The sequence below is a fragment of the Herbidospora mongoliensis genome, assembly GCF_001570545.1.
GTDB lineage: Bacteria > Actinomycetota > Actinomycetes > Streptosporangiales > Streptosporangiaceae > Herbidospora > Herbidospora mongoliensis.
Window position 1 is genome coordinate 86,974 of record NZ_BBXD01000023.1, and the last position, 25,582, is coordinate 112,555.

Annotated in this window: 24 protein-coding genes; 9 read left to right on the plus strand and 15 right to left on the minus strand. The window is 70.4% G+C overall.

Features of this window, described 5'->3' with window-relative positions:
- Positions 1-86: 86 nt before the first annotated feature.
- The 3 genes from AW272_RS33790 to AW272_RS33800 all read right to left on the minus strand — a co-directional run bounded on the left by AW272_RS33790 (position 87) and on the right by AW272_RS33800 (position 4,808).
- A complete protein-coding gene (locus AW272_RS33790) occupies positions 87-1,193 on the minus strand; it encodes a cellulose binding domain-containing protein (RefSeq protein WP_245657867.1) in 1,107 nt (368 codons plus the stop codon).
- Positions 1,194-1,277: 84 nt separating this feature from the next.
- Positions 1,278-2,243: a ketopantoate reductase family protein gene (locus AW272_RS33795; RefSeq protein ID WP_066373770.1), complete on the minus strand. Its 966-nt coding sequence runs from the start codon at positions 2,241-2,243 to the stop codon at positions 1,278-1,280.
- Positions 2,244-2,513: 270 nt separating this feature from the next.
- Positions 2,514-4,808, minus strand: coding sequence for a cellulase family glycosylhydrolase (locus AW272_RS33800; protein WP_066373771.1), 2,295 nt, complete (start codon positions 4,806-4,808; stop codon positions 2,514-2,516).
- Positions 4,809-5,197: 389 nt separating this feature from the next.
- Between AW272_RS33800 and AW272_RS33805 the strand changes: the two genes are divergently transcribed.
- The 7 genes from AW272_RS33805 to AW272_RS33835 all read left to right on the plus strand — a co-directional run bounded on the left by AW272_RS33805 (position 5,198) and on the right by AW272_RS33835 (position 12,559).
- A complete protein-coding gene (locus tag AW272_RS33805; RefSeq protein ID WP_083958993.1) occupies positions 5,198-6,550 on the plus strand; it encodes a cytochrome P450 in 1,353 nt (450 codons plus the stop codon).
- The gene (locus tag AW272_RS33810) at positions 6,547-7,335 is read left to right on the plus strand and encodes a terpene synthase family protein (RefSeq protein WP_066373774.1); all 789 of its coding nucleotides are present in this window, start codon (positions 6,547-6,549) and stop codon (positions 7,333-7,335) included. The genes AW272_RS33805 and AW272_RS33810 overlap by 4 nt, the downstream gene beginning before the upstream one ends.
- Positions 7,332-8,828 (plus strand): prenyltransferase/squalene oxidase repeat-containing protein, encoded by a 1,497-nt coding sequence (locus tag AW272_RS33815; RefSeq protein ID WP_245657868.1) that lies wholly within the window; start codon positions 7,332-7,334, stop codon positions 8,826-8,828. The genes AW272_RS33810 and AW272_RS33815 overlap by 4 nt, the downstream gene beginning before the upstream one ends.
- Positions 8,829-8,969: 141 nt before the next feature.
- Complete coding sequence (locus tag AW272_RS33820) at positions 8,970-11,228, plus strand: sensor histidine kinase (RefSeq protein WP_066373777.1); 2,259 nt, start codon at positions 8,970-8,972, stop codon at positions 11,226-11,228.
- Entirely contained in the window at positions 11,225-11,638 is a 414-nt protein-coding gene (locus tag AW272_RS33825) for a roadblock/LC7 domain-containing protein (RefSeq protein WP_066373778.1), read from the plus strand. Before AW272_RS33820 ends, AW272_RS33825 begins: the two co-directional genes overlap by 4 nt.
- Positions 11,635-11,994 carry a DUF742 domain-containing protein gene (locus AW272_RS33830; RefSeq protein ID WP_066373779.1) on the plus strand — a complete coding sequence of 120 codons (360 nt, stop codon included), beginning with the start codon at positions 11,635-11,637 and terminating at the stop codon, positions 11,992-11,994. The genes AW272_RS33825 and AW272_RS33830 overlap by 4 nt, the downstream gene beginning before the upstream one ends.
- Complete coding sequence (locus AW272_RS33835) at positions 11,975-12,559, plus strand: GTP-binding protein (RefSeq protein WP_066373781.1); 585 nt, start codon at positions 11,975-11,977, stop codon at positions 12,557-12,559. Before AW272_RS33830 ends, AW272_RS33835 begins: the two co-directional genes overlap by 20 nt.
- Positions 12,560-12,618: 59 nt before the next feature.
- On the opposite strand, the gene menD is transcribed toward AW272_RS33835, so the two are convergent.
- The 9 genes from menD to AW272_RS33880 all read right to left on the minus strand — a co-directional run bounded on the left by menD (position 12,619) and on the right by AW272_RS33880 (position 20,750).
- Positions 12,619-14,268, minus strand: coding sequence for a 2-succinyl-5-enolpyruvyl-6-hydroxy-3-cyclohexene-1-carboxylic-acid synthase (menD, locus tag AW272_RS33840; protein WP_174551880.1), 1,650 nt, complete (start codon positions 14,266-14,268; stop codon positions 12,619-12,621).
- Positions 14,256-15,134 carry a 1,4-dihydroxy-2-naphthoyl-CoA synthase gene (locus AW272_RS33845; protein ID WP_066373784.1) on the minus strand — a complete coding sequence of 293 codons (879 nt, stop codon included), beginning with the start codon at positions 15,132-15,134 and terminating at the stop codon, positions 14,256-14,258. Before AW272_RS33845 ends, menD begins: the two co-directional genes overlap by 13 nt.
- 6 nt (positions 15,135-15,140) lie before the next feature.
- Positions 15,141-16,325 (minus strand): isochorismate synthase, encoded by a 1,185-nt coding sequence (locus tag AW272_RS33850; protein WP_066373786.1) that lies wholly within the window; start codon positions 16,323-16,325, stop codon positions 15,141-15,143.
- Positions 16,325-17,128, minus strand: a complete 804-nt coding sequence (locus tag AW272_RS33855; protein ID WP_066373787.1) for a class I SAM-dependent methyltransferase — start codon at positions 17,126-17,128, stop codon at positions 16,325-16,327. Before AW272_RS33855 ends, AW272_RS33850 begins: the two co-directional genes overlap by 1 nt.
- A 78-nt stretch (positions 17,129-17,206) precedes the next feature.
- A complete protein-coding gene (locus AW272_RS33860; RefSeq protein WP_066373789.1) occupies positions 17,207-18,337 on the minus strand; it encodes a metal-dependent hydrolase family protein in 1,131 nt (376 codons plus the stop codon).
- A gap of 45 nt (positions 18,338-18,382) precedes the next feature.
- Entirely contained in the window at positions 18,383-18,643 is a 261-nt protein-coding gene (locus AW272_RS33865; RefSeq protein ID WP_174551881.1) for a DUF6510 family protein, read from the minus strand.
- Between the two features lie 2 nt (positions 18,644-18,645).
- On the minus strand, positions 18,646-19,368 hold the full coding sequence (locus AW272_RS33870; protein WP_066373792.1) for a ferredoxin reductase: 723 nt from the start codon (positions 19,366-19,368) through the stop codon (positions 18,646-18,648).
- The gene (locus tag AW272_RS33875; protein ID WP_066373794.1) at positions 19,361-19,960 is read right to left on the minus strand and encodes a molybdopterin-dependent oxidoreductase; all 600 of its coding nucleotides are present in this window, start codon (positions 19,958-19,960) and stop codon (positions 19,361-19,363) included. The genes AW272_RS33870 and AW272_RS33875 overlap by 8 nt, the downstream gene beginning before the upstream one ends.
- A gap of 31 nt (positions 19,961-19,991) precedes the next feature.
- Positions 19,992-20,750, minus strand: coding sequence for an SDR family NAD(P)-dependent oxidoreductase (locus tag AW272_RS33880; protein ID WP_066373795.1), 759 nt, complete (start codon positions 20,748-20,750; stop codon positions 19,992-19,994).
- A gap of 134 nt (positions 20,751-20,884) precedes the next feature.
- On the opposite strand from AW272_RS33880, the gene AW272_RS33885 reads away from it, so the two are divergent.
- Positions 20,885-21,748 carry a helix-turn-helix transcriptional regulator gene (locus AW272_RS33885; protein ID WP_066373797.1) on the plus strand — a complete coding sequence of 288 codons (864 nt, stop codon included), beginning with the start codon at positions 20,885-20,887 and terminating at the stop codon, positions 21,746-21,748.
- 42 nt (positions 21,749-21,790) lie between these two features.
- On the opposite strand, the gene AW272_RS33890 is transcribed toward AW272_RS33885, so the two are convergent.
- A complete protein-coding gene (locus AW272_RS33890) occupies positions 21,791-22,705 on the minus strand; it encodes an SDR family NAD(P)-dependent oxidoreductase (RefSeq protein WP_066373799.1) in 915 nt (304 codons plus the stop codon).
- 36 nt (positions 22,706-22,741) lie between these two features.
- On the minus strand, positions 22,742-23,119 hold the full coding sequence (locus AW272_RS33895) for a hypothetical protein (protein ID WP_157519005.1): 378 nt from the start codon (positions 23,117-23,119) through the stop codon (positions 22,742-22,744).
- A 154-nt stretch (positions 23,120-23,273) separates the two neighbouring features.
- On the opposite strand from AW272_RS33895, the gene AW272_RS33900 reads away from it, so the two are divergent.
- The gene (locus AW272_RS33900; protein ID WP_066373802.1) at positions 23,274-24,170 is read left to right on the plus strand and encodes a sulfite exporter TauE/SafE family protein; all 897 of its coding nucleotides are present in this window, start codon (positions 23,274-23,276) and stop codon (positions 24,168-24,170) included.
- A gap of 4 nt (positions 24,171-24,174) precedes the next feature.
- On the opposite strand, the gene AW272_RS33905 is transcribed toward AW272_RS33900, so the two are convergent.
- Positions 24,175-25,563: a PepSY-associated TM helix domain-containing protein gene (locus AW272_RS33905; RefSeq protein ID WP_066373803.1), complete on the minus strand. Its 1,389-nt coding sequence runs from the start codon at positions 25,561-25,563 to the stop codon at positions 24,175-24,177.
- Positions 25,564-25,582 lie beyond the last annotated feature (19 nt).

Below are 25,582 nucleotides of genomic sequence, written 5' to 3' on the forward strand. Positions count from 1 at the left end.
GTGGGGTCCGTGATCGGCGGGTTCCCCGGGAAGGTCGGGTCAGCCGGAGGCCGGGTTCCCGTGAGGGTCGCGGCCTCCGTCAAGGGTCACCCGACGGTGCAGGTGGGGACGGGAGCGGTGTTGGTGGCGTTCCAGGAGGCCAGGAAGCCGAATGTGGTGGCGGCGTTGGCGCCGAGGCTGCCGTTGTAGCCCGCGTTGCGGACGGTCACCTGGCCGCCCGACTGGGTGTGGGAGCCGTTCCAGAGCTGGCTGATCTGCTGGCCGTTCGCGAAGGTCCAGCGGACCGTCCACGCGCTGATCGCCGTGTTCCCGGCCCTGACGGTGACCTCGGCCTGGAAGCCGCCGCCCCACTGGGTGCCGGGCGTGTAGGTCGCCGTGCATCCACCGGGCTGGGGCGTCGGAGTCGGTGTTGGTGTCGGGGTCGGGGTAGGCGTCGGGCTCGGCGAACGGGACGGGGTGGGGGAGGGCGTCGGCGTGGGGGTCGGGGAGGGGGTGGTGCCGTTGATGGCGGCGGTGAGGGCCGGGTACCAGGCGTTGGAGATCTTCTGGTCGCCCGTCGCGTTCGGGTGGACGCCGTCGGAGGTGTCGCTCGCGGTGCTGAAGCCCGTCCACTGGTCGACGACCGTGATCGGGGACTGGGCCGTCGTGCGGGCGGAGGCCCACGCGGGGATCGCGTTGTTGAGGGCGACCGTCCGTCCGGCGCACTCGCCGCAGCTCGACGGGTTCATCGGGATGATCTTGGCGACCAGGATCTTCATGGCGGGGTTCTTGGCCCGCATCTGGGTGACCAGGGTCGAGTAGGCGTCCAGGATCTGCTGGGTCGAGCGGTTGCTCCAGACGTCGTTGGTGCCGAAGTGCATCATCACGATGTCGGGGCTGGTCGAGTTGAGCCAGCCGACGAGCTGGTTCTGGGAGGCGACGTTGGTCACGAGGAGGCCGCCGTGGCCCTCGTTCTCGCCGTCGTAGCTGAAGCCGCAGCCCTGCGGCGGGAGGGTGCCGACCATGTCGACGGACGTGTAACCGGTTTGCTGCAGGCGCTGCCACAACAGGGCGCGCCAGCAGCCGGGGGAACCGGTGATCGAGTCGCCCAGTGCCATGATCCGCACTGTGGCCGCCTCGGCGGGCCGCGTCACGAAGAACGCGGCGAGCAGCACCAGAGCCGCCACGAAGGCGGTCATCTTCGACGTCTTCACGGCCGGATCGTAAGAACCGGTTCTCCTGGACTCCTAGAAACTCATTCCGGACGATGCTCTGACCTGCGGCGACCTATGTACGTTTCACGACTGAACCAGTTCAGTAAGTGCGGCGACGCCGACCGAGCCGGGCGCCCGCCGCTCCCGCGCCGCCTGGTTCGCCTCCCGCTGCAACATCGCGTTCACCGGCGTCGCGACCCCGTGGAGACGGCCGAGCAGGACGACCTCGCCGTTGAGGTAGTCGGCCTCGATCGTGCCGCTGCCCTTCGCCAGGCTCTGCCACGACGAGCCGCCCGGCCGGGGCACGCCTTCGATCTCGCCGTGCTCGACCAAGTCTCCGCGCCGCTCCCGCTCCTCATGGGGAGTGGTCACGTCGATGCCGGCGGCGGCCAGCACGGCGACGCCCTCGTCGCGGGCGCGCCGGGCCAGGTCCTGCCCGGCCGGGTCGGGTCCGGCCAGGGCCTCGACGGCGTTGCCGAGGTTGCCGAGGAGCTTGCCGTACTTCCAGCGCATGATCGCGGGGTCGGCCCACGAGGCGAAGCCGCTGCGGTCGAGGTCGGCGGCGATCGTCTCGGCCAGTTTGTCCACACCCTGTGGATAACGCCCGAGCGGGAGCATGCCGGACTTGGGGGCGCCGTAGGCGACGATGGTGCCGGGCTCCAGATGCAGGGCGGGCATCCAGACCAGCATTCCGTAGACATCGGAGAACAGCCGCAGGGCGATGCGTTCGTTCTCGACGGCGTTCTGCGCGCACACCACCGGCAGGCCGTCGGCGTGGGGTGCCCACGTCTGGAGGGCGGATGCGGTGTCCTGGGTCTTGGTGGCGACGATCAGCACGTCGCCCTCGCGCAACTCCAGGTCGGAGGGGTCGCCAACGGCCGTGATCGGAAGTGTTCCAGACCCGTTCGGCGTGATGAAACGTAGTCCGGTTGAGCGGAGCGCGGTCAGATGAGACCCTCGGGCAGTCAATATGACGTCGTGGCCGGACTGGAAGAGGCGGGCGCCGATGGTGCCCCCGATGCCGCCGGCCCCGATGATGATGTAGCGCATGCGCCCGATTCTGCCCGGCTTTACAGTCACGGAGAGCTCTGCCACCGTGACATGGAACGCCAGCTTCGGCGGATTTCGGGTCACCCAATATGCTGCGGAACGAAAACTGCGGACCTCAAGGAAAGGAAGGCTCATGTACAAGGAGTTCGCGATCGAGGTCGTCGTCTGGCTGATCCCGGTCGTCATCCTGCTGGGCCTCGCCTGGCTGGTCACCGCGACCGCCTGAGACGCGCAGCCGGAAAGCCCCGTCTGACCGCGCCGGAACGGCGTCTACCGCAGTTCCAGCGCGAAGTCGCCCGCCGGGCAGCCGGAGATCCGCCAGCCGCCGGGCACCTCGCGGAACGCCACGCTGGACATCCCTGACGCCGTCACCGCCGGGCGGGTCGCGCCCGGCGCCCACACGTCGAGATCGCACCGTCCGGTTCCCCCGGTTCCGGTCAGCCGCAGATGGCGACGCTCCGGATCCGACGACACCGAGGTGAGACGGCCCGGCACTGTCCTCGGGTAGGCCCTGCTCACCACGTTGAGCACGGAGGGTGACGGCGCGATCTCCGCGCCGGTCACGCAGTCGACGGCCATCAGGTTGCCGGCGGTCGCCGGATCGGTCCCGAAGAGCTGTGGATCGCCGCAGGACTGCTTCCACACCCAGAAGGCGCCGCCGATGATGGCGCTGTCCTCCGCTCTCGCGTACGCCTTCAGCCGCCCCCCGCCCCACGCGTTGGTCCACAACGGGGTGCCGTAGCGTCCGGCCATCCGCGCCGCCAGCCCGACCGCCCGTTCGGGGTCGATCGGCAGGTCGTCGGGCTTGACGGCCAGCACCAGGCGGGGATCGGCGGCGAAGCCGGGCCAGGGCGACCACAGCGGGCCCGGCTCGAAGAAGATCAGGTGCGGGTGGCCGTCCGCCGCGCGTTCGGCGGCCCTGATGGCGGCGACGGCGCGGGCGTAGAAGCGGCCGAGGGCGGCCGAGGAGGTCAGCGGCGGGGTCTCGCCGAGGCCGGGGCTGTTCAGCAGGTCGAACCCGGCGACGGCGGTCGAGGTGGCGAACTCGCGGGCCAGCCGTCCCCACGTCGCCACCAGCCGCGACTGTATGCCGTCGCGGTCGGCGTAGAAGTCGGTGAAGGCCCGGGTGACCACCGGGGCCAGTTCCTTCGCCAGGAACGCGCAGCGGCTGCTGCCGTCGAACGGGGTGGCCCAGCCGGGGGCGCCGTTCCCGCCGGTCAGCGGGGTGCTGCCGGCCGGGCAGGTGGAGCCCATCGGGGCGACGACGCCCCGTCCCCAGGCGTCTTGGTGCAGGTCGATGACGGTGACCATGTCGTTGTCTTCAGCCTGGTCGACGGCCGCGCGGATGCGGGCGACGTAGCCGGTGTCCAGCGCCCCCGGCGTGGGTTCGAGCAGCGACCACGAGACGGCCAGGCGGACCACCGAGAAGCCCATCGCGGCCATCTGGCGGAAGTCGTCGTCTGTCAGGGGGCGCACCGTCTCCTTGGTGGCGTCACCGCTCCAGTAGTCGACGAGCTGGTTCACTCCAACTCCGCGTAAGAGCACCTGGCGGCCCCCGGCGTCGGTGATCACCGGGCCGGACAGGGCGGCGGCCTCGGGCGACAGGCCCAGCGCCAGGGCCAGCGCCAGGGCCAGCGCCAGGGTCGGCGCCAGGGTCGGCGCCGTGCTCCTTCGAAGCAGACTCGCGGCGCGAGCCACGGCCGGCCTCCGGCCGTTCGCGTCTCGCCTCTTCCCGCTGGGCAGCAGGATCGTGGCCGTGGCGGCGAACAGGCCGATCACCGCGCCGTAGGAGGCGCCCACGGCCAGCCTGATGACCAGGGAGTAGACCGGCCACAGGTCGGTGGTGACGGCGTCGGCGGGGCCGTACGCGAAGAGGGCCGTGAGGCTCTGGGCGATGCCCAGGAAGAGGCCGCCGCAGACGCACGCGAGCCAGCACCCGACGAACCGCCCGGGTTCCCGCACCAGCCGGGCCGACGCCAGGTGGACGACGGCGAGGAAGACCGCCAGCCCCATCAGCCCGCCGACCACCCCGGCGTCGGGCGTCGGCGCGAAGAACCACCAGCCGCCCCCGAACGCGTAGCCGACGGGGGAGTGCGTCCACCACTCGTGCCCGAGCGCGAGCAGCCCGCCGATGGCCGCGAACGCCGCCATCAGCGTGAACTCCGGCACCGGCCGCCCCCACGCCCGCCGCGCCCCGCGTGTCACGATCCAACCGGGGATCGCGGCGGGCCAGCAGAGAACGCCCAGGTAGATGCCGGTGAACCCGGTCGCCCATGCGGTGGTGAGGGGGCCCTCGCCCAGCGGAACGGTCCCAAGGAAGCGCCCGGTCATCGCGGCCAGCGCGAGCACGCCCCACGTCGCGAGGAAGCCCCGCCGCAACAGGTAGGAACCGCCGAAGAAGGCCGCCACGGTCAAGGCGCTTTCGGGGAGGTCCGGCGCCAGCAGGCCCGTGAAGTCGACCAGATTGAAGACCCAGAGCAGCCCCGCGAGCAGGGCGGACCCGGCGCCGGCGGCGCGGAGGGCGGTCGGGTTCACGGTGATGCGGCGGGGGATGTGACGGGGCACTCCGTGATCCAACCAGCCTCACTGGCCTCTCGACTAGGGGTGTTTGCGCAGGTCAGATCGGCATATTTCGGTCCAAAACCCATCAATTAGGACCGATCGCGGTATTTCGGTCAGGCATCTACAAAAGTGTCACTCCGCTGCAATATTGATCATCGTCATTTGATCATGTGATACTGCGCCGGTGATGCCGATGTTGCTGCAAATCATCACAGGTGCGACATAAGCCCAGTGAAGTGAGAAACGGGAGGTAATCGACACTCTACGGACCGTCAAATTCGGTCATCGTTCCTGGTCACGTACGCACGACTCTCGTGGACAGTTCACAAGCGCTCATCCGCCGTGAGCGCCATTGTGCTGCGCAAATCCATCAGTGTGGGGAGCCACCAGAAATGTCCGTCGACACGCCCGCGAGATCCGCCCGGCCCCAGCGCAATCTGCCACTGCACCGGTTGCTGCCCATGGTCGTCCGCGCCCCGCTGGAGGGCCTGGCCGATGTCGCCAGGGAGGCCGGAGGGGAGATCGTCCGGCTGGACGTCGGGCCGTTCCGTCCGTACCTGCTGAGCCACCCCGACCACCTCCAGCACGCACTGCGCGGCGACTGGACGAGCTATCTGCGCAAGGGCATGTTCTGGAAGCCCATCGAGCGCCTGCTCGGCGACAGCGTGATCGGGGAGGGACCCGGCTGGGCCGCCAGCCGCAAGGTCCTCCAGCCGCTCTTCACCTCCCGCTACGTCACATCGCTGACCGCCGACATGGCCGCCACGATCGACGAGGGCCTCGACGAGCTCACGCCGGACGTGCCGATCGACGCGATGGACCAGATGAACCGCATCGTCACCCGCGCGGTCATCTCGGTGCTCTTCGGCGACCGGATCTCCCCCCGGGAGGCGGAGGTCCTCGGGCCCGCGTACACCGTCGCGAACACCTCCTTCGGCTTCCGGATCGCGCTGCCGTTCGTGCCCGACCGGGTGCCGCTGCCCGGCGACCGCGCGTTCATGGGCGCCCGGCAGGTCATCGACGACGTGATCTACCCGCTGATCAGGCAGGCCCGCAGGGAGAAGAGCGACGGGCCCGACATCATCTCGGCGCTGGTCCGCGCTCGCGACGACGAGGGTCGCGAGCTCACCGACGTCAAGCTGCGTGACGACCTGGCCAGCATCTACGGCGCCGCCGCCGAGACCACCGCGGTCGCGCTGACCTGGCTGTGGCCGATCCTGCACAGCCACCCCGAGGTCGCCGCGAAGCTCTACGCCGAGATCGACGAGGTCACCGGCGACGGCCCGGTGGACGGCGAGACGCTGCCGAAGCTGCGCTACCTGAACATGGTGCTGCGCGAGATGCTGCGCCTCTACCCGTCGGGCTGGGCCATGCCGCGCATGGTCGTCAAGACCCACGAGATCGGCGGGGTCACCATCAGGGCAGGGTCGCAGGTGCTCATCAGCCCGTACGTCACCCATCGCCTGGACGAGTTCTGGCCCGACCCGCTCACCTTCGACCCCTCGCGCTTCGACCCCGACAAGGAGAACCGGCGCAACCGCTACTCCTACCTGCCGTTCGGGGCGGGGCCGCACCAGTGCCTCGGGCAGCACCTGTTCTACATCGAGGCACCGCTGCTGATCGCCGGGCTGCTCAAGCGGTTCCGGCCGGAGCTGATCACCGAGGGGCCGTTCCCGGTGCAGCCGGCCGGCACGCTGCGCAGCCGCAAGAAGATCGAGATGATCCTGCGCCCGGTGAATAAGTGATCGACGCCTACTCCGCCGGCCGGGTGAGCGGGCTGGCGGCGGGTTCGGCGCGCGACCTGACCGCGTGCGCCGCCGCCCACCCCACGCTCTTCCCGGCCAATCCGTTCGACGCGACCCTGTTCAGCGCCGTCTCGCTGGCCAACGCGTTCGGCTCGCCCGACGCGACCGTGGCCGGACTGCGGGTGGCCAACCGCCTGTCGCTGTGGATCTTCGCGGTCGACTGGCTGATCGACCACCGGGCCGAGAAGCTCTCCGAGATCGACGCGATCGTGGACGAATGCCTCGACGGCACCGCCATGAGCCCGCTGACCGCCTTCCTCTGCGAGATCCGCGACGAGGTCGCCGACACCAGCGGCCTCTTCGAGAACGAGCTGACCAGGATGCTGCACGCCATGCGCCTGGAGTTCGTCTGGAAGACCGGCGACGAACTGCCGACGTTCGACGCCTACCTCGACAACGCCGCCAACTTCGGATCGACGTTCGTCAACGTCGCCCACTGGATCAGGAACGGCGTCACCGGCGTGCCCGACCTCCTCCCGGCCAGTGACGAGGTGCAGAAGGTACTGCGCTTACTGAACGACCTGGCCACCCACCACCGGGACGTGAGCTGGGGCGACCTCAACGCCCTGATGCTCGGCCCGACCCCGGACGAGGTCCGCGCCCACATCGAGGTCCTGGTCGGCAACGCCAAGAAGCTGAACGGCCCTCAGCGCGACTATCTGGCCCGCCAGATCGGCTACAGCTCCGGCTTCTACGGGGTCGCCGACTACTGGGGCAGCCGGTGAGCGCCGACGAGCTGCTCGACGATCTGATGGCAAGGCCGTGGGGAGACGTGTCGCCGTCGGTCTACGAGACCGGCCGTATGGTCACCCTGGCCCCCTGGCTGGGCGGCCACATCGAGCGTATTGAATATCTGTGCGCCGAGCAGCGCCCCGACGGCGTCTGGGGCCCGCCCGACGGCTATGACCTGGTGCCGACCCTGTCCGCGACCGAGGCGCTGCTGTCCGCCGTCGACCGGGGGGATCCGGCCCCACGCCGTGGTGATCCGAAGGCCGCCGCACACCTCGGCACGGCCGCGCTGGCGCGGCGGCTGGTCCACGAGCCGTGGCGGCCGCTGCCCGACATGCCGGCGATCGAGCTGATCGTGCCGCACCTGATCGGCCTGATCAACGAACGTCTCGGCGGCGCGGGCCTGCCCCTCCCGCCCGGCATGAGCGCGGCCCCGCTCGGTCGAATTCGGGGCAGGTTGAAATCCGGTGGGCAAGTTCCAGAGAAATTGCTCCATGCCTTGGAAATAGCTGGGGATTCCGCGACTTTTGCGCAAACAGTACTTACTTCTATTGGTACGGTCGGCGCCTCTCCCGCGGCGACGGCGGCCTACCTGGGAGACCGGGGGCTCCTGGAACCCGGCAACCCGGCCCGCCTGCACCTGGAGGCGGTGGCCCGGCGCTTCGGCGGACCCATGCCGGTGGGCCTGCCGATCACCGTCTTCGAGCGTGGCTGGGTGCTCAGCACGCTGGTCAGGGCGGGTGTGCCGGTCGAACCACCGGCTGAGATGCTGGCCGACCTGGTGGCCGCCATCGGCCCCGCCGGCACCCCGGCCGGGCCCGGTCTGCCGCCCGACTGCGACACCACTTCGGTCGCCCTCTACGCCCTGGGGCTGCTCGGGATTCCGTACGACCCCGAGTGCCTGCTGGCCTACGAGCTGGACACCCACTTCTGCACCTGGCAGGGCGAAGAAGGCGCCTCCATCAGCACGAACGCCCACGTCCTGGACGCCCTGGGCCGCTACCTGACCCTCGTTCCCGGTGCCGTCCACTACCGATCGCGGATGGACAAAGTCGCCACCTGGCTCACCGGGCAGCAGCTCCCCGACGGCTCCTGGACCGACCGCTGGCACGCCAGCCCGTTCTACGCCACCGCCTGCGCCGCCCTCGCCCTGCACGAGTACGGCGGGCCAGCCGCGCGACGCCAGGTTGACCGGGCGTTGAGCTGGACTCTCGTCAACCAGCGAGAAGATGGATCTTGGGGCAGGTGGGCCGGCACGCCGGAGGAGACCGCCTACGCGCTGCAGACGCTGCTGCTGGCCGACGGGAAGCGACATCGCAAGGCGGTGGCACGTGGGCACGCCTTTCTGACAGAAGACGATGACATCTCCAAATGGCCGCCGCTGTGGCATGACAAGGATCTGTACCTGCCCGTTTCCATCGTCCGAGCGGCCATGATCGCGGCGCGTCATCTTACGCGACAGAATGTCGCGACCTACCTTCAGATATGAGTACATAAAAGAGACGTGTGAGTTGAGTGTGTTTCCCGGCATTGCTAAGGTTCCCCGGGGCGCGTGCGGCTTGCGCCCCGGAAATCCCCGCTAAGCGGTGAACAGTAAGTAATCGCCGGGAAACGTCCCAAGGTGGTTGATATGCGCTTCCGCAATTCCCGAGTGCGGACCAAGGTGGTGGCACTGCTACTGTCTCTCGCGGCCCTTTGGGGGTTCGCGGCCTGGGTCACCCTCCGGGAAGGCGTCAACCTCCTGTTCGTGAACACCTTCGACCAAGGTGTCGCGGCGCCCAGCGACCCACTCGTGCTGGCTCTCCAGGACGAACGGCGCGCCTCGGTGGTGCAGCTGGCCGGTCGCCGGCCGTCGGCCGGCCTGGCCGGGTTACGGGGCACGACCGACCAGACCAGGGCCCACTTCGAGAGCCTGGCCAGGGGCGATGACGTCGCGTTCGCCATGAGCCCCGACTCGGCCAAGCGCCTCGACGAGCTGTTCGGCCTGCTGGCCGGGCTGCCCGATGTGCGCAAGTCGGTCGACCAGGGCAAGATCGGCCGCGATGAGGCGGCCGCCGCCTACACCAAGGTGCTCGACGCCATCTTCCGCACCTATTTCTCGGTCGCGACCCTCGACGACGACCAAATCGCCAAGGACGCCCGCACCCTGATCAGTCTTCAGCGCGCACGCGAAGTCCTTTCGCAGGAAGACATGCTGCTCGCGGGTGCAATTGCGGCCGGCCGATTCACCGCCGGGGAACACGCTAAATTCGTTCAGATCGTCGGTGCCCAGCGTTTTCACACCGCTGAGCAGGTGGCCGAATTGCGGCCCGCCGACCGGCCCGCCTTCGAGAAGCTGCTCGGCGGTGACGCGTTCTCCCGGCTCCGCCAGACCGAGAACGTGGTGATGGAACGCGGCCGGACCCTGGAGGTTCCGCCCGTCTCGGCCGACCAGTGGCGGCAGACCACCTCCGTCGCGCTCGGCCAGATGATGGACGAGGTCCTCGCCGGCGGCGACCGGGTGGTCGAGCGGGCCACGCCGGTCGCGATCGGGGTCATCATCCGGCTGGCGCTGGCAGGCGGTCTCGGCCTGATCGCGGTCATCGCGTCGATCATCCTGTCGATCACCACGGCCCGGCGGCTGGTCGCGCAGCTCGAGAAGCTCCGCGAGGCCGCGCTCGAACTGGCCAACGAACGGCTGCCCGGCGTGGTCGAGCGGCTCGCCCACGGCGAGAAGGTCGACGTCGCCAAGGAGGCGCCGCCCCTGGAGTTCGGCGGCGACGTCATCGGCCAGGTGGGCCAGGCGTTCAACGCCGTCCAGGAGACCGCGATCCGGACCGCCGTCGAGGAGGCCGAGCTCCGGCAGTCGATCCGCGACATCCTGCTCAGCCTGGCCCGGCGCACCCAGTCGCTGGTGCACCGCCAGCTCACCCTGCTCGACGTCATGGAACGCCGCGAGACCGACGCCGAGGAGCTCAAGGACCTGTTCCGGGTCGACCACCTCGCCACCCGCATGCGCCGCAACGCCGAGAACCTCATCGTGCTCTCCGGCGCCACCCCGGCCCGCGCCTGGCGCAGGTCGGTCCCGATGGTCGACGTGGTGCGCGGCGCGCTCGCCGAGGTCGAAGACTACACACGCGTGTCGATCGTGCCGATGGGCCCGGTCGACCTGACCGGACGCGCCGTCGGCGACGTCATCCACCTGCTCGCCGAGGTGATCGAGAACGCCGTGTCGTTCTCGCCGCCGTACACGGTTGTGCAGGTCGGCGGCCAGCCGGTCGCCAGCGGCTACGCCATCGAGATCGAAGACCGGGGTCTGGGCATGTCCCAGGAAGACCTCGACGAGGCCAACGCCCGCATCCTCAACCCGCCGGAGTTCAACCTGTCGAGCACCGCCAGGCTCGGCCTCTACGTGGTCAGCCGCCTGGCCGAACGCCACGGCATCAAGGTCCACCTGAAGAGCTCCCCCTATGGCGGCACGACCGCCGTCGTACTGCTGCCGCGCGATCTGGTCGTCGACGACCGGCCCGCCGACATCCCCCCGGCTGAGCGGTCGCCCGAGGTCGAGCCTCTCGAGAGGCTCGCCCCGGTCACCATGCTCGCCGCGCCGGTGGCGCAGCTCATGCCGCGCCGCCCAGAGCCCGTGCAGGACACCCCTGTCGCTCCGCGCGTCCCGGAGGCCACCGTGACCGAGTTCACCCCCTCAGGTCTGCCCTTCCGCGTCCCCCAGGCGAGCATCGCCCCGTCGCTCCGCGACGCGGCCGACGACCTCGCCGAACCGGAGGAGGACGACGACGATCGTTCGCCCGAGGAAATCATGCGCATCATGGGCTCGTTCCAGTCGGGCACCCGGCGTGGACGGTCCGATGCGGCCCGCAAACTCCAACAGAACGAAGGGGACGATCGGTGACCGCGGCCGACCTCGCCTGGCTCCTCGACGACCTGGTCAGCAACGTCCGGGAGGTCCGGCACGGCATCGTGCTCTCCTCCGACGGCCTGCTGCTGGCGAACTCACGGGACCTGGAGATAGCCAGTGCCGAGCACCTGTCCGCGGTCGCCGCGGGGGTGCAGTCGCTGGCGCGCGGCGTGAGCGAACGGTTCGAAGGTGGCGCCGTCCGGCAGACCATCATCGAGATGCGGTCGGCGTATCTCCTGGTGACCGTCGCCGGCAAGGGCGCCTGCCTCGCCGTGCTCTGCGAGGAGGACGCCGACGTGGGCCTGGTGGCCTATGAGATGGCGATGCTCGTGGTCCGCGTCGGGCAGTACCTGACCTCTCCCGCACGCACCGTGGCGGCTTCCTCGGTCAGGAGCGACCCGTGAACCCCGACGAGCAGTTGTTCGACGAGCAGGTCGTCCGTCCCTACGTCATCTCGCGCGGACGCACCGAGGCCCGCGCGAACCTCGACCTGATCTCCCTGGCGGTCGCCATCAGGCAGCCGACCGGGCTGGAGGTCGGGCTCGACCCCGAGCACCTGGCGATCGTGAAGATGTGCCACCGCCCGCTGTCGGTGGCCGAGGTCGCCGCCGCGCTCGACCTGCCGGCCGGCACGGTCCGGGTGCTGCTCGGCGACCTGCTCGACGCGGGCTTCGTGGCGGTCCAGGACCCCCAACCCGAGGTGGACGTACTCGACGAGCGAATGTATAGGGCGGTGCTCGATGGCCTCCGTGCCCTCTGAGAAGGTTCGGATGCCCACACCGGTGAAGCTGCTCATCGCGGGCGGCTTCGGGGTGGGCAAGACGACGATGGTCGGCGCGGTCTCGGAGATCCGGCCGCTGCGCACCGAAGAGGTGCTGACCGACCGCAGCGTCGGCGTCGACGACCTGTCCGGCGTCGAGAAGAAGACCACCACCACGGTCGCGATGGACTTCGGCCGGATCAGCGTCGGCGACGACTACGTGCTCTACCTGTTCGGCACCCCCGGCCAGGAGCGGTTCTGGTTCGTCTGGGACGAACTGGCCAGGGGCGCCCTGGGCGCGGTCGTGCTGGCCGACACCCGGCGGCTGTCCGACTGCTTCCCGTCGGTCGACTACTTCGAGCGGCGCGGCACCCCGTTCGTGGTCGCGGTGAACTGCTTCGAGGGCGCCCCGACGTATGACCTGGCCGAGGTGAAGCTGGCGCTCAGCCTGCCGCCGGACATCCCGGTCCTGCTGTGCGACGCGCGCCGCCGCGCCTCCGGCAAGGAGGTGCTGATCGCCCTCATGCAGCACGCCTACAGCAAACGGCCCGTGGCCAAGGTCTGAGACACCGCCTCCTGGATCCTTCCATCAGACAGGTGCGGCCTGCCCTTCGCGCTCACCGATCACAGCAGCCGCCCGGTGGCCAGGGTCTGAGACACCGCCTCCTGGATCCTTCGCCGCACGGCGGCCTGCTCGTCGCGTTCGGTGACCACCTCGACCACCCACAGCCCGGTGCTGGGCTGTAGCTCGTTCACGGCGTTGACGCGCGCGTAGGGCACCTGCGCCATCGCGGCGACGTCGCGGGCGCTGACGCCGTGGGGAGTGCCGAAGAGGCGCTCGAACTCGGGGCGCCCGGCCGGTTCCAGGGTCGAGAAGATGCCGCCGCCGTCGTTGTTGACGACCAGGATCGTCAGGTCGGGCCTCGGCTCCATCGGGCCCATGACCAGGCCGTTCTGGTCGTGGATCAGCGACAGGTCGCCGATGAGCGCATACGAGGGGCCGTCGTGGGCCAGGGCGGCGCCGATCGCCGACGACACCAGGCCGTCGATGCCGGAGGCGCCCCGGTTGGCCACGATCCGCACCCCGTCGCGCGGCCGCATGGCCAGGTCGAGGTCGCGGATCGGCATGCTCGACCCGGCGAACAGCAACGCGTTGTGCGGCAGCGCCGCCACCAGGTCGCGGGCCAGCCGGGGCTCGCTCACCGGGGTCGCGTCGAGCATCAGGTCGATGGCGTCGCGGGCGCGTTTCTCCGCCTCGTGCCAGGTGGCCGTCCAGTCGGTCGGCCCGCTCGGGAAAGCCGGGCGTACCGACGGGACGACGGCCGTCGCGGTGCGGGTCGGGTCGGGGTGGCGGGGTGACCTGGCCACCACGACGTGGCGTTCGGCCGACCGGATGTAGGCCAGCGCCGCGCGGGACAGGCCCACCCGGCCCGACGTGACGACCAGGCCGGGCCGGAACACCCGGGCGAACGCCGGGTCGCCGAGCAGGCTGCGGTAGGTCGAGATCGCCGCCGGGCCGTGCCGGTGGCCGCTCGTCGGCTCGGCCAGGATCGGCCAGCCGGTGGCCTCGGCCAGGCCCTCCCAGTCGTCGTCTTCCGCTCCGTCGCCGAGCACGATGACACCGCGCTCCTCTGCCGGGAGCTCGACCGGCTCGCTTTTGAAGGCGGGCGGCGTGATCGACGTCCACGGTTGCCGGTCGGCGCGGCCCTCCAGCAGTTTGTCGGCGTCGCCCGACGGGATCAGCGGGTCGCGGAAGGCCAGGTTGAGGTGCACCGGACCCCTGTCGGGGTGCAGCATCGCCGACCAGGCCCGGTCGATGGTCGTGCGCCAGTAGGGCATCTGGCCGGGTTCGGCCGCGCCCATCTCACAGAACCAGCGCACGTGGCCGCCGTAGAGCTTGATCTGGTCGATCGTCTGGTTGGCGCCGGTCGCCCGCAGCTCCGGCGGCCGGTCGGCCGTCAGCAGCAGCAACGGGACGCCCGACTCGGCGGCCTCGACCACGGCGGGCAGATAGTTGGCGGCGGCGGTGCCCGACGTACACACGAGAGCGACCGGGCGGCCCGACCGCCGGGCCAGCCCCAGTGCCAGGAACGCGGCCGAACGCTCGTCGACCCGCACGTGCAGCCGCACGTGTTCGCTGTTGTGGAAGGCCAGCGCGAGGGCCGTCGACCGCGAGCCGGGGGAGACGACGACCTCGGCCAGCCCGCAGCGGGCCAGTTCGTCGACGACCACACCGGCCAGCGCCGTGGAGCCGTTCCCGCTCAGAAGTGCCATGGGAACGGGCTCCAATCGGGTGAGCGTTTCTCCAGGAACGAGTCTCGGCCCTCGGCCGCCTCATCGGTCATGTACGCCAGCCGCGTCGCCTCCCCCGCGAACACCTGCTGGCCCACCAGGCCGTCGTCGATGAGGTTGAACGAGTACTTGAGCATCCGCTGCGCGGTCGGGCTCTTGCCGTTGATCTTGCGGGCCCACTCCAGCGCGACGACCTCGAGCTCCTCGTGGGGCACGACCGCGTTGACCATGCCCATGCGGTGGGCGTCGTCGGCGCTGTAGGTGTCGCCCAGGAAGAAGATCTCGCGGGCGAACTTCTGGCCCACCTGGCGGGCCAGGTAGGCGCTGCCGAAGCCGCCGTCGAAGCTGGCGACGTCGGCGTCGGTCTGCTTGAACTTGGCGTGTTCACGGCTGGCGATGGTCAGGTCGGCCACCACGTGGAGGCTGTGGCCGCCGCCGGCCGCCCAGCCGGGCACCACACAGATCACGATCTTCCCCATGAAGCGGATCTGGCGCTGCACCTCCAGGATGTGGAGGCGGCCGGTCGAGGGGAGGCCGTCGGCGTACTGGTAGCCGTCCTTGCCCCTGATGCGCTGGTCGCCGCCGGAGCAGAAGGCCCAGCCCCCGTCACGGGGAGAAGGGCCGTTGCCGGTCAGCAGCACGCAGCCGACGTCGACCTGCTGGCGCGCGTGGTCGAAGGCCCGGTAGAGCTCGTCGACCGTCTGCGGGCGGAAGGCGTTGCGCACCTCGGGACGGTTGAATGCGATCCGAACCGTGCCCTGATCAACCGCCCGGTGGTAGGTGATGTCGGCGAAGTCGAAGCCCTCGACGGGGCGCCACGCCTTCTCGTCGAACAGTTCAGAAACCATGCTGTCTCACTTTACGCAAGAGGGTTCGGCGAACAGATCCCGGATGGCGCCGAGCTTCGCCTCCGTTTCGTGCCACTCGGACGTCGGATTCGAGTCGCCCACGATGCCGCATCCGGCGAACAGCCGGAGGTCGGGTCCCTTCACCTCGGCGCACCGCAGCGCGATGCACCACTCGCCGTCGCCGCGGGCGTCCTGCCAGCCGACCGGGCCGGCGTAGCGCCCCCGGTCGAGGTTCTCCAGCTCGCGCAGCAGCTGCAGAGACTCCCGGAACGGGGTGCCGCAGACGGCGGCGGTCGGGTGCAGCCGCGAGGCCAGCGTGAGCGCGTCGACGTTGTGGCTGAGCGTGCCGCTGATCCGGGTCGCCAGATGGGTGACGTTGGCCAGTTCCAGTTCGTGTGGTTCGTGGACGTTGAGCTCCGAACAGTGCGCCCGCAGCACGTCCTCGGCGGAGTCGGCGGCGAGTTCGTGTTCGACCGCCGTCTTCTCGGTGCCCAGGCCGATCGCGCCGCCGGGCCAGTCGGTGCCGGCCAGCACGAGCGATTTCACCATCCGCCCGAACCGCCCGGTCAGCAGCTCGGGTGAGGCCCCCACGAGGCCGTCGACGGCGAACGTCCAGCAGCCGGGGAACCTGTCGTTGAGCCGGGAGACCGCCGTGCGGGGGTCGAACGGACCGCCGAGCAGCCCCCGCACGTCGCGGGCCAGCACGACCTTGTGCAGCCGCCCGGCCCTGATGTCGTCGACCGCCCTGGACACCTGCTTGTGCCAGCGCTCCTGCGCGTCGGGCTCGGTCAGCCACCGCACGTTCGGCAGCGGGTCCGGGACCGTTCCATCGGGATGGCAGGGGTCGCCCACGGTCGTCATCCACGAGGTGCCGCCGCGCCGGGCGATGAGCACCTGCGGGATCACGAACACCGAACGTCCGGGCCCGTGGTCGAAGGTGAAGCTGCCGAACGCGACCGGTCCGGAACCTGGCAGGCCCACCCGGTCGTCGACGTTGCGCTGCGCCAGCCAGCGCCGGAACCAGCGCCGGGCGTGCTCGAACCGGCCGGGGCCGCTCACCTCGAACCGGGCCGCGATGCCCCATCCGGCCATGCCCTCGTCGCCGTGCAGCCAGAGCAGGCTGTCGGCGAACGGCACGGCGTCGATCAGCGGACCGGGATCCTGAATGGGTACCGTCCGCACCAGTTCCATCAGGTCTCCTCTGGCCGGCGCGCGAGCACCGAATGGACGGTGAAGGACACCGCGCGGAACTCCGGGTCGGCCATGACGGCCCGCACCTCGTCGAGCTGGTGTCTGGTGAGCCCGGTGGCCAGGAAGTGGTCTTCCAGGTGGAAGCTGTTGCTGGTGAGCAGCTCCAGCCCGGCCGACTTCGGCCCCCACACCTCGACGTGGCACCACGGGTCGATCTGGGTGAAGCCGGCCTCGGCGATCTCCTGCGCGGCCGAGCGCCCCCACGTCGGATCGCTGCCCACGCCGACCAGCACCGAGGCCATCGCGAGCAGGAACGTCTCGTAGAGCTCGCGGGACGAGTGGTCGGGCGCCATCAGGGCCGGCCAGTGGGTGACGTCGATCTCGTCGATCTGCAGCCAGCCGCCCGGCTTCAGCGCGGTGCGCAGCCTCTGGAGGACCGCCTTGCGCTCGGTCAGGTGGCTGAGCACCAGCCGGGCGTGGATGAGGTCGAAGGCCGCCTCGGGCAGCGGGTCGTGCACGATGTCGTGCCTGGTGACGGTCAGCCGGTCGTGCGCCGGGATGAGCCCCGGCTTGATGTCGGTGGCGAAGACGTGGCCGCGCGGCGCGACCCGGTCGGCCAGCCACCGCGCGACGCTGCCGCCGCCGGCCCCGATCTCCAGGCAGTTCCAGCCGTCGCCGACGCCGGTCTGGGCCAGGCGGGCGAAGGTCAGCGGGTCGAGCAGGTCGGCCAGGCATCGGTGCTGGTCGGCGGAGTGATCTCCATCGTTGTCGAAGACATATTGGTGCGCGAGCGCATGCGTCATCGGAATTCCCCCCCGGGAAAGACAAGCAGTCCGGTTCCGCATGCTAGGGCGTGATCACATCAGGACATCGGCAGACACTCAGAGTGAAGCGCCGTTCCGAAACACGGCGGCCGTGTTCCGGAGCGCGGTGTGATCGCTGGTGGGGTCGCCGCGCACCGCGAGGAGGTCGGCGTCGAAGCCCGGCGCGATCCGGCCCTTGCGGGTCTCGACCCGGCAGACCCGGGCCGCGTCGGAGGTGAACGCGCGCAGGATCTCGACCGGCGTCATCCCGGCCATGGTCAGCATGTCGCCGCCGTGGGTGAGGATGCCGTGGGGCTTGGTCGGGCCGATGCCCGAGTCGCTGCCGCCGACGATGGTGACGCCCGATCCGTACAGCATCCGCAGGCTCTCGCCCAGTATGGGCAGCAGCGCGGCGATCCTCGGCGGGGGCGTGAAGCCCGGCAGGACGCCGACGGTCAGCGAGGCGGCGACGCCGTTCGCGGCCATGGCGGCCATGATCGCGGGGTCGGGCTCGACGCTGTCCTCGGTCAGGAAGGTGACGTGCTCGACCGAGTCGAACCCGGCCGCGACCGCCGCCGCGATGCCCGGCCCGCCGTGGGCGTGCCCCGCGATCGGTAACCCGTGGCGGTGGGCCTCGTCGGCCGCGGCGTCGATCTCCTCCCGCGTGAACTGGTTCAGATGGGAGGGGGACCCGGGCGTCATCTCACCGCCGGTGATCATCATCTTGATCGCGTGCGCGCCCTTGTCGGCCCGTTCGCGTACGGCCTTGCGCACTCCCTCGACCCCCTCGGCCTCGCCGCCGAGGAACCAGCAGTGTCCCCCGACCGAGGTGATCGGGGCTCCGGCGCTGAGGATCTCCGGCCCGTCGGTCATCGCGTTCGCGAGCCGTAAGGCCAGGTAGTCGCGGTCGCCCAGGTCCCGGACCGTGGTGACCCCGGCGGCCAGATGGGTGCGGGCGTGGGCGCGCATCCGGTCGTACAGGCCGGGCCGGTCGAGACCGGCGATCGGGTCGGGGGAGGCGTCGAAGGCCAGGTGGACGTGGGTGTCGATGAGACCCGGCAGGAGAGTGACGTCGCCGAGGTCGCGGACGTCGCCGCTCTCCGGGGCGTCGTCGAGCAGCTCGACGATCTTCCCACCGGAGACGACGACGGCCCGCTTGCCGGTCAGTTCCCTGCCGTCGAAGACGCGCTGTGCGCGAATGATGAGCATGACCCCAATATCTGCCGGTTTTCGGTCCGGCGCGTGAGCAGGGGCCTACTCAGCGATCGGAATCCTGAGGGAGACCGAGCCGCGCAGGTCGAGCCAGGCGTCGTTGGGCCCCCGCACGAGGGTCAGCACGACCTCCTCGCACGAGGGGCAGCGGGCGACCAGACCTGGGTCGGGCCCGTAGACGTGCAGTTGCGCCAGCGGTCCGCGCAGGCCACATGCCGCGCACTTGCCCTGCGCCACGGTGACGTCGAGGCTGAAGATCTCGCTCAGCGGGCCCGCGAGGGCGTTGCCGTCCTGGTAGTCCATGGTCAGCCTCCGGTGGGTCCGAAACGTTCGGTTCTGATCTTGGCCGGGTCGTGGCCCAGAGCGGTCAGCAGGTCGGCGGCGCTCTCGACGAACCCCGTCGGGCCGCAGACGAAGACGTCGGGGCCGGTCTCCGGGGGCCAGCCGTAGGCGATCAGGTCGGCTGTCTGCAGACGCCCTGCCGCGCGGCCCGCGTCGGGCGGGGCGATCCTGGTGTAGAGGTAGGCCACCTCCACCCCCGCCTTCACCTTCTCCAGCTCGTCGGCGTAGAAGAGCTGGCCGGGGTCCCGCAGCGAGTAGAGCAGCCGGAACGGGGTGTCGGCCTTCCCCCGCGACCGGACCATCGCCATCAGCGGGACGATGCCCGACCCGCCCCCGATCAGCAGCACCGGCGGCGAGGAGTGCGGACGCCAGACGAACCAGCCGCCGACCGGGCCGCGCAGCTCGATCTGGTCGCCTGGTTCGAGCACGTCGGTCAGGTACGGCGACACCTCGCCGTCGTCCACCGTCTGAACCGTCAGTTCCAGGCGGTCGCCTGCGGACGCGTTGGCGATCGAGTAACTGCGCTGGGTGCTGTAGCCGTCGGGGGCGGTCAGCCGCACGTCGACGTGCTGGCCGGGTAGGTGGCCGGGCCAGCCGGGCACGTCCAGGACCAGCGTCTTGGCGGTCGGGGTCTCCTGGCGGGCGGACTCCAGGGTGGCCACCCGCCAGGCCAGCCGCTTAATCACCGTCGTAGCGCTGCTCGCGCCACGGGTCGCCGTAGTTGTGGTAGCCGGCCGTCTCCCAGAAGCCCGGCCAGTCCTCGTTGAGGAGGCGGATCCCCTTGATCCACTTGGCCGACTTCCACAGGTAGAGGTGCGGCACCAGGAGCCGGGCCGGGCCGCCGTGCGGAGGTTCGAGCTCCTCGCCGTCGAACTCGTGCACGACCCAGGCCTTGCCGTCGAGGAGGTCCTCCAGCGGCAGGTTCGTCGTGTAGCCGCCGTAGCTGTAGGCCAGGGCGTATTCGGCGGCCGACTCGACGTCCTCCATCAGGACGTCGAGGCTGACGCCCTTCCACCCGGTGCCGAACTTCGACCACTTGGTCACGCAGTGCAGGTCGACGGTGGGGGTCTCCTGCGGCAGCGCCAGGAACTCCTCCCACGACCAGCGGTGGACGGGGCCCTCGGCCGTGTCGATGGAGAACTCCCAGCGGTCGAGCGGGACCCGCGGGGTGGGCCCGGCCGACAGGACCGGGAAGTCGTGGACCAGATACTGACCTGGTGGGAGCTTGGCGTCCGGCTCCCTCGGGCGGCCGTGGAAGGCGCGCGAGATGATCCCCATAGGTCCGTCTTACCCCATTTGCACGCAGGAATCAGGCCCCCACGGCGCCGCCGTCGACGGGCAGGGTGGCGCCGGTGACATAAGTGGCCTGATCGGACAGCAGCCAGGCGGCGGCGGTGGCGATCTCCAGCGGCCGGCCGATGCGGTTCATCGGGCTGAAGGCGTTGAACTTCGCGGCGAGTTCGGCGGGCGCGTGCGCCATCCCGCCCAGGAACATCTCGGTGGCCGTCGCGCCCGGGGCGATGACGTTCACGCGGATGTTCTGCTGCCCGTACTCGAAGGCGGCGGCCTTGGTCAGGCCGATCACGCCGTGCTTGGCGGCGATGTAGGGGGCCAGGCCGTAGTTGCCGACCAGGCCGCCGACGCTGCTGGTGTTGACGATCGCGCCGCCGCCGTCGGCCAGCATCGCTCTGATCTCCGACTGCATCGCGAGGAAGACGCCCTTCAGGTTGACGTCGAGCAGGTGGTCGTAGGTCTTCTCGTCGTACTCGTGGAACGGGCTCAGGGCGTTGGCGCCGGCGTTGTTGAACGCGGCGTCGAGGCGGCCGTAGAGGTCGCGCGCCCGCTGCACGGCGGCGTCGACGGTGGGGCGTTCGGTGACGTCCACGCGGATGGCGTCGATCTCGTGGCCCTGGCCGCGCAACTCGTCGCGTAGGGCCTCGATCGCCTCGACGTTGCGGGCGCCGATGACGAGCCTGGCGCCCTCGGCGGCGAAGTGGCGGGCGGCGGCGGCGCCGATGCCCTGGCTCGCGCCGATGATCAGGGTGGACTTGCCGTCGAGGAGAGACATCGCGGTGACCGCCTTCTGGTGGAGGATCTTGCCTCCAGCCTGGGTCGGCGCCGTGGCATCAGCCAGTGCCTCCCGCGACGGTAGGACTCGCAGTACCCACCCTGATCGGCTCCGGCAGGGTGAGACTGGGATCCATGAGCGACGAATCCAACCTGCTCGGCCTGGCTCTGAGGCGCTGGCGCGACCGGCTCGACCCGGCCGACGTCGGGCTGCCCCGGGGCGGTGCGCGCCGGGCCGCCGGGCTGCGCCGGGAGGAACTCGCCGGGCTGGCCGGGCTCTCCGTCGACTACCTGGTGCGGCTGGAACAGGGGCGGGCGACCAGGCCGTCCGAGCAGGTCGTGGCGGCGCTGGCCCGGACCCTGCAACTGGCGGCGGCCGAACGCGATCACCTCTATCGGCTGGCGCGGCTGCCGCCGCCCTCCTCCGGGCGCGTCTCCTCGCACATCCCGCCGGGGGTCCAGCGCCTGCTGGCCCGGCTCGGAGATCAGCCGTTGGCGGTCTTCGGCGCCGATTGGAGCCTGCTGACGTGGACGCCGCTGTGGTCGGCGCTGCTGGGCGACCCTGCCCAGATCCCCAGGCATCGGCGGAATCTGGTGCGGGACACCTTCCTGCCGCCGCGGACCCCGGAGCACTCGCCGGTCCGTCCCGAGAGTGGCGACGGCATGCTGGAGGAGGCGCTGGTCGCGGATCTGCGTACCGCGGAGGTCGCCTATCCCGACGACCCCGGCCTGCGGGAGCTCATCGGCGAATGCCGGGCGCGGAGTCCGCGCTTCGCCGAGCTCTGGGCCCAGGGCGCGGTGGGCCTTCACCTGGGCGATCGCAAGACGATCAGCCATCCGCTGGTGGGCGACGTCACCCTCGACTGCGACGTGCTCACCGTTCCCGGAGCCGACCTGAGGATCGTCGCCTACACGGCGCCGGCCGGGTCGCCGTCGGCGGAGAAACTCGACTTCCTCCGCGTCGGCGCGGTGACCGGCTCAGCTGATCATCTCCTCTGAGCTGAGAGGCGGACCACGACGGTGGTCTCGGTGCTTCACCTCTCAGGCTCCGAGCATGTCCTGGGAGACGTACCAGAGCCTCATCGCCAGTTCCGGGTCGACGGCGTATTCGGCGTAGCCGCGCCTCGGGCCGGTGCCGGAGTAGGGTTCGGCCTCGTTGCAGTCCTCGAAGTAGCGGCCGCTGACCCCGTCGAGGAGCGGTGAGGTCGCCGCCAGGACGCTGGTCGCGGCGCCCTGCTGGACCGTCTTGCCCTCGGGACGGCCGGTGCCGGTCTTGAGCTCCTGGAAGCTCTCCTCGGTGAAGTTGCGCTGGATGTTGGTGGAGATCACCCCGGGCATCACCGCGTTCACCATGATGCCGTCGCCCGCCCAGCGTCCGGCCGCGCCGACCGCGAACAGGGCGTTGGCCGTCTTCGACTGGGCGTAGGCCAGCATCGGCTCGTACTCGCGGTGCAGGAAGTTGATGTCGTCGAACACGACCGGCGAGCGCAGGTGCGCGGCCGAGCTCAGCACCACCACGCGCGCGCCCGGCCGCATGGCCAGCGCCTCGTGCAGGCCGGTGGTCAGCGTGAAGTGGCCCAGGTGGTTGGTCGCGAACTGCAACTCCCAGCCCTGCGGCGTGCGGGTCAGCGGGGTCGCCGCGATGCCCGCGTTGTCGACGAGGATGTCCAGGCCACCGGCCCATCCGGCGACGAAGTCGCGGACCGAGGTCTGGTCGGACAGGTCCAGGTGGGCGATGGCGACCTTGCCGCCGATCTCGTCGGCGGCGCGGATGCCGGCGTCGACGTCGCGGACCGCGAGCATGACCTCGGCGCCCGCGTCGGCCAGGACCCGCGCGGTCTCCAGCCCGATGCCCGAGTTGGCGCCGGTGACGATGGCGCGCTTGCCGCCGAGGTCGATGCCGTCGATGACCTCGCTCGCCGTGGAATCTGCCCCAAAAGGCGTCTTAACGGTCATAACTCCGAAACTAGCGAGCGTGCCGTCAACCTCAGGTCAAGGCATCGGGACGGCCACGGGTTCCCGCTGCCCCTCCCAGGTCAGCCAGATGACCGAGGGGTGGCGGGCCGCCGGGCGCAGCAGGAACTGCCAGCTCGAGCCCGGCCCGATGGCGACCTCCGAGGGCAGGTCGCCGAGGCCCGGCCCGGCCTTGCGCCAGTCGGCCGTCACCGACAGGGCGCGGTCGGTGCCCGTGTTGGTAAGCCAGCACAGCGACTGCGCGCCGCGCACGCGGGCGACCCGCCACGACACCGGGGGCGGCACCGGCTCTTCGAGCGTGCGCCGGTTCACCCACAGGCCGACCATGCTCAGGCCGAGCCCGCCGACTCCGACCGCCGCGCCGAGCGCGAGGTCTCCGTTCGTCAATGCGTTCACGTCGCGGACGTTAGACATCCGGGGAGCCGCTCACGTGGAGCCTGGAGAGATCCTTACCGATCGCTGGTCCTCCACGTACAGCTCAAAACTACTGTTTCGTCGCAGAAAGGTCATCATTTAACCTAGGGGCACAGTAGGAAGACAAGGGGATGCCGTGCGATCACTGATCTTGCTTGGGTTCGTGGGGTTCCTGGCCCAACTTGTCGACGGCAGCCTCGGGATGGCTTACGGCGTCACGTCGACGACGCTGTTGCTGGCCATCGGCACCAACGCCGCCGCCGCGTCGGCCACCGTGCACCTGGCCGAGATCGGCACCACCCTCGCCTCGGGCATCGCGCACTGGCGGTTCAACAACATCGACTGGAAGGTCGTCGCGAAGATCGGCATCCCGGGCGCCGTCGGCGCCTTCGCGGGCGCGACGTTCCTGTCGAACCTCTCGACCGAGGCCGCCGCGCCGGTCATGTCGCTGATCCTGCTCGCGCTCGGCATCTACATCCTGATCAGGTTCACCGCCTTCGGCCTGCCCAAGGGCCAGCTCGGCAAGCCGATGCGCAAGCGCTTCCTCGCGCCGCTCGGCCTGGTGGCCGGGTTCGTCGACGCGACCGGTGGCGGCGGCTGGGGGCCGGTCGGCACCCCGGCGATCCTGGCCAGCGGCCGGATGGAGCCGCGCAAGGTCATCGGCTCCATCGACGCCAGCGAGTTCCTCGTCGCCATCGCCGCCTCGCTCGGCTTCCTGTTCGGCATCGGCTCGGAGAACATCGAGTGGGCCTGGGTCGGCGTGCTGCTGCTCGGCGGCGTCATCGCCGCGCCGATCGCCGCCTTCATCGTGCGCTACGTCGCGCCGCGCATCCTCGGCTCCGCCGTCGGCGGCCTGATCATCATCACCAACGTGCGCACTCTCCTGCGCAGCGACTGGATCGCCGCCTCCAGCGCGACCCAGACGGTGGTGTACGTCATCCTCGCGGCCGTCTGGATCGGCTCGATCGTCTACTCGGTCGGCGAGCACCGCAAGACGAAGGCCGCCGAGGCCGAGCTGACCCCGGCGGCCTGACAGGTCAGCGACCGAACCGGACCACCAGGCGGTCGATCACCAGCATCGCCACCATCGTCAGCCCGGCCAGCGGGAACAGCAGCCCCAGCGCGGCGAGCAGGGCCACCACGCCCCAGGTGGTGCGCCCGTTCGCCGGGCGGCGCGGGGCGGCGATCTTGCCCTTCGGGCGGCGCTTCCACCACATCCAGACGCCGGTCACGATCAGCGTGATCAGCGCCAGGCACGCCCCGAGCATGACCAGCAGGTTCACGATGCCGTAGCGGCGGCCCTCGTGGATCGCGATGCCCAGCTCGACTGCCTTGGCCATCACGCCGTACTCCTGCCAGCCGTAGTCGGTCAGGATCTTCCCGCTGTACTGGTCGATGTGCAGGGTCTGCCCGGCCGACGGGTCGCGGTAGTGGTCGGTGACGACGGTGTAGACGCCGGTCGGCTCGGCGGGCAGCAGCATCTTCAGGTCACACTGCCCCGGCGGGCAGTCGCGGATCGCCGGGCGGGCCGCCGTCAGCGCCGCCTCCAGGGCGATCGCGCCCGGCTGGAGCACGCCGCCGCCACCGCCGTGGTGCGGCTCAGACTCCGGTACGGGCAGGTTCTCCGCAGCCCACGGCACCTTCACGTCGGGGTGGTGCGACAGGTCGCCGCTGAGCGTGGACGTCGAGGTCACCTCCGGGTAGCCGGAGTCGAAGTAGGCCTGGGCCTTGTTCGCGTAGTCGCCCCACACACCCGACCAGGGCAGCCCCGACAGCACCAGGAACACGATCGCCACGCCGGCGCCGACGCCGGTCCACATGTGCAGGCGGCGCAGCGAGCCGCGGGTCTTCTTCTTCGGGGCGGCGCGCTTCCTGGTCGTCCACCACATGTAGGTGCCGGTCGCGATCAGGATCAGCGACCAGCAGGCGGCCGTCTCCACGATCCGGTCGCCGACGACCCCGGCCATCAGCTCGCCGTGGATCTTGCGGATCATCGTCATGAACGTCGCCGCGTCGTCGACCGTCCCGAGCACCTTCGCGTCGGCCGGGTTGACGTACACGGAGATGCCGTCGGCGAACGGACCCGGGTCGGCGCCCTGGAAGATGATGCGGGTGGAGCGGTCGGGGCCCGAGGGCGGGATCACCGCCCGGATGTCGACGCCCGGTTTCACGGCCTGGGCCGCCGCGACCTGCTCGGCGAGCGGCACGGGGTTCGCGACGGCGGCGACCTCGCGCACGTCCCGCTGCATCGCGGCGTCGAAGGGCTGCTTGAACAGGTAGATCGAGCCGGTCACGGCCATGACGAACAGGATGGGGGCGACGAACACCCCGGCGTAGAAGTGCCAGCGCCACAGCAGGCGGTAGTTATGTGTTGACGCTTTGGGGTCGGCTTCGGGCGTCGTTGGACGCACGTCGATCGTGGTCATGTTTTTTCTCCGGAATGAG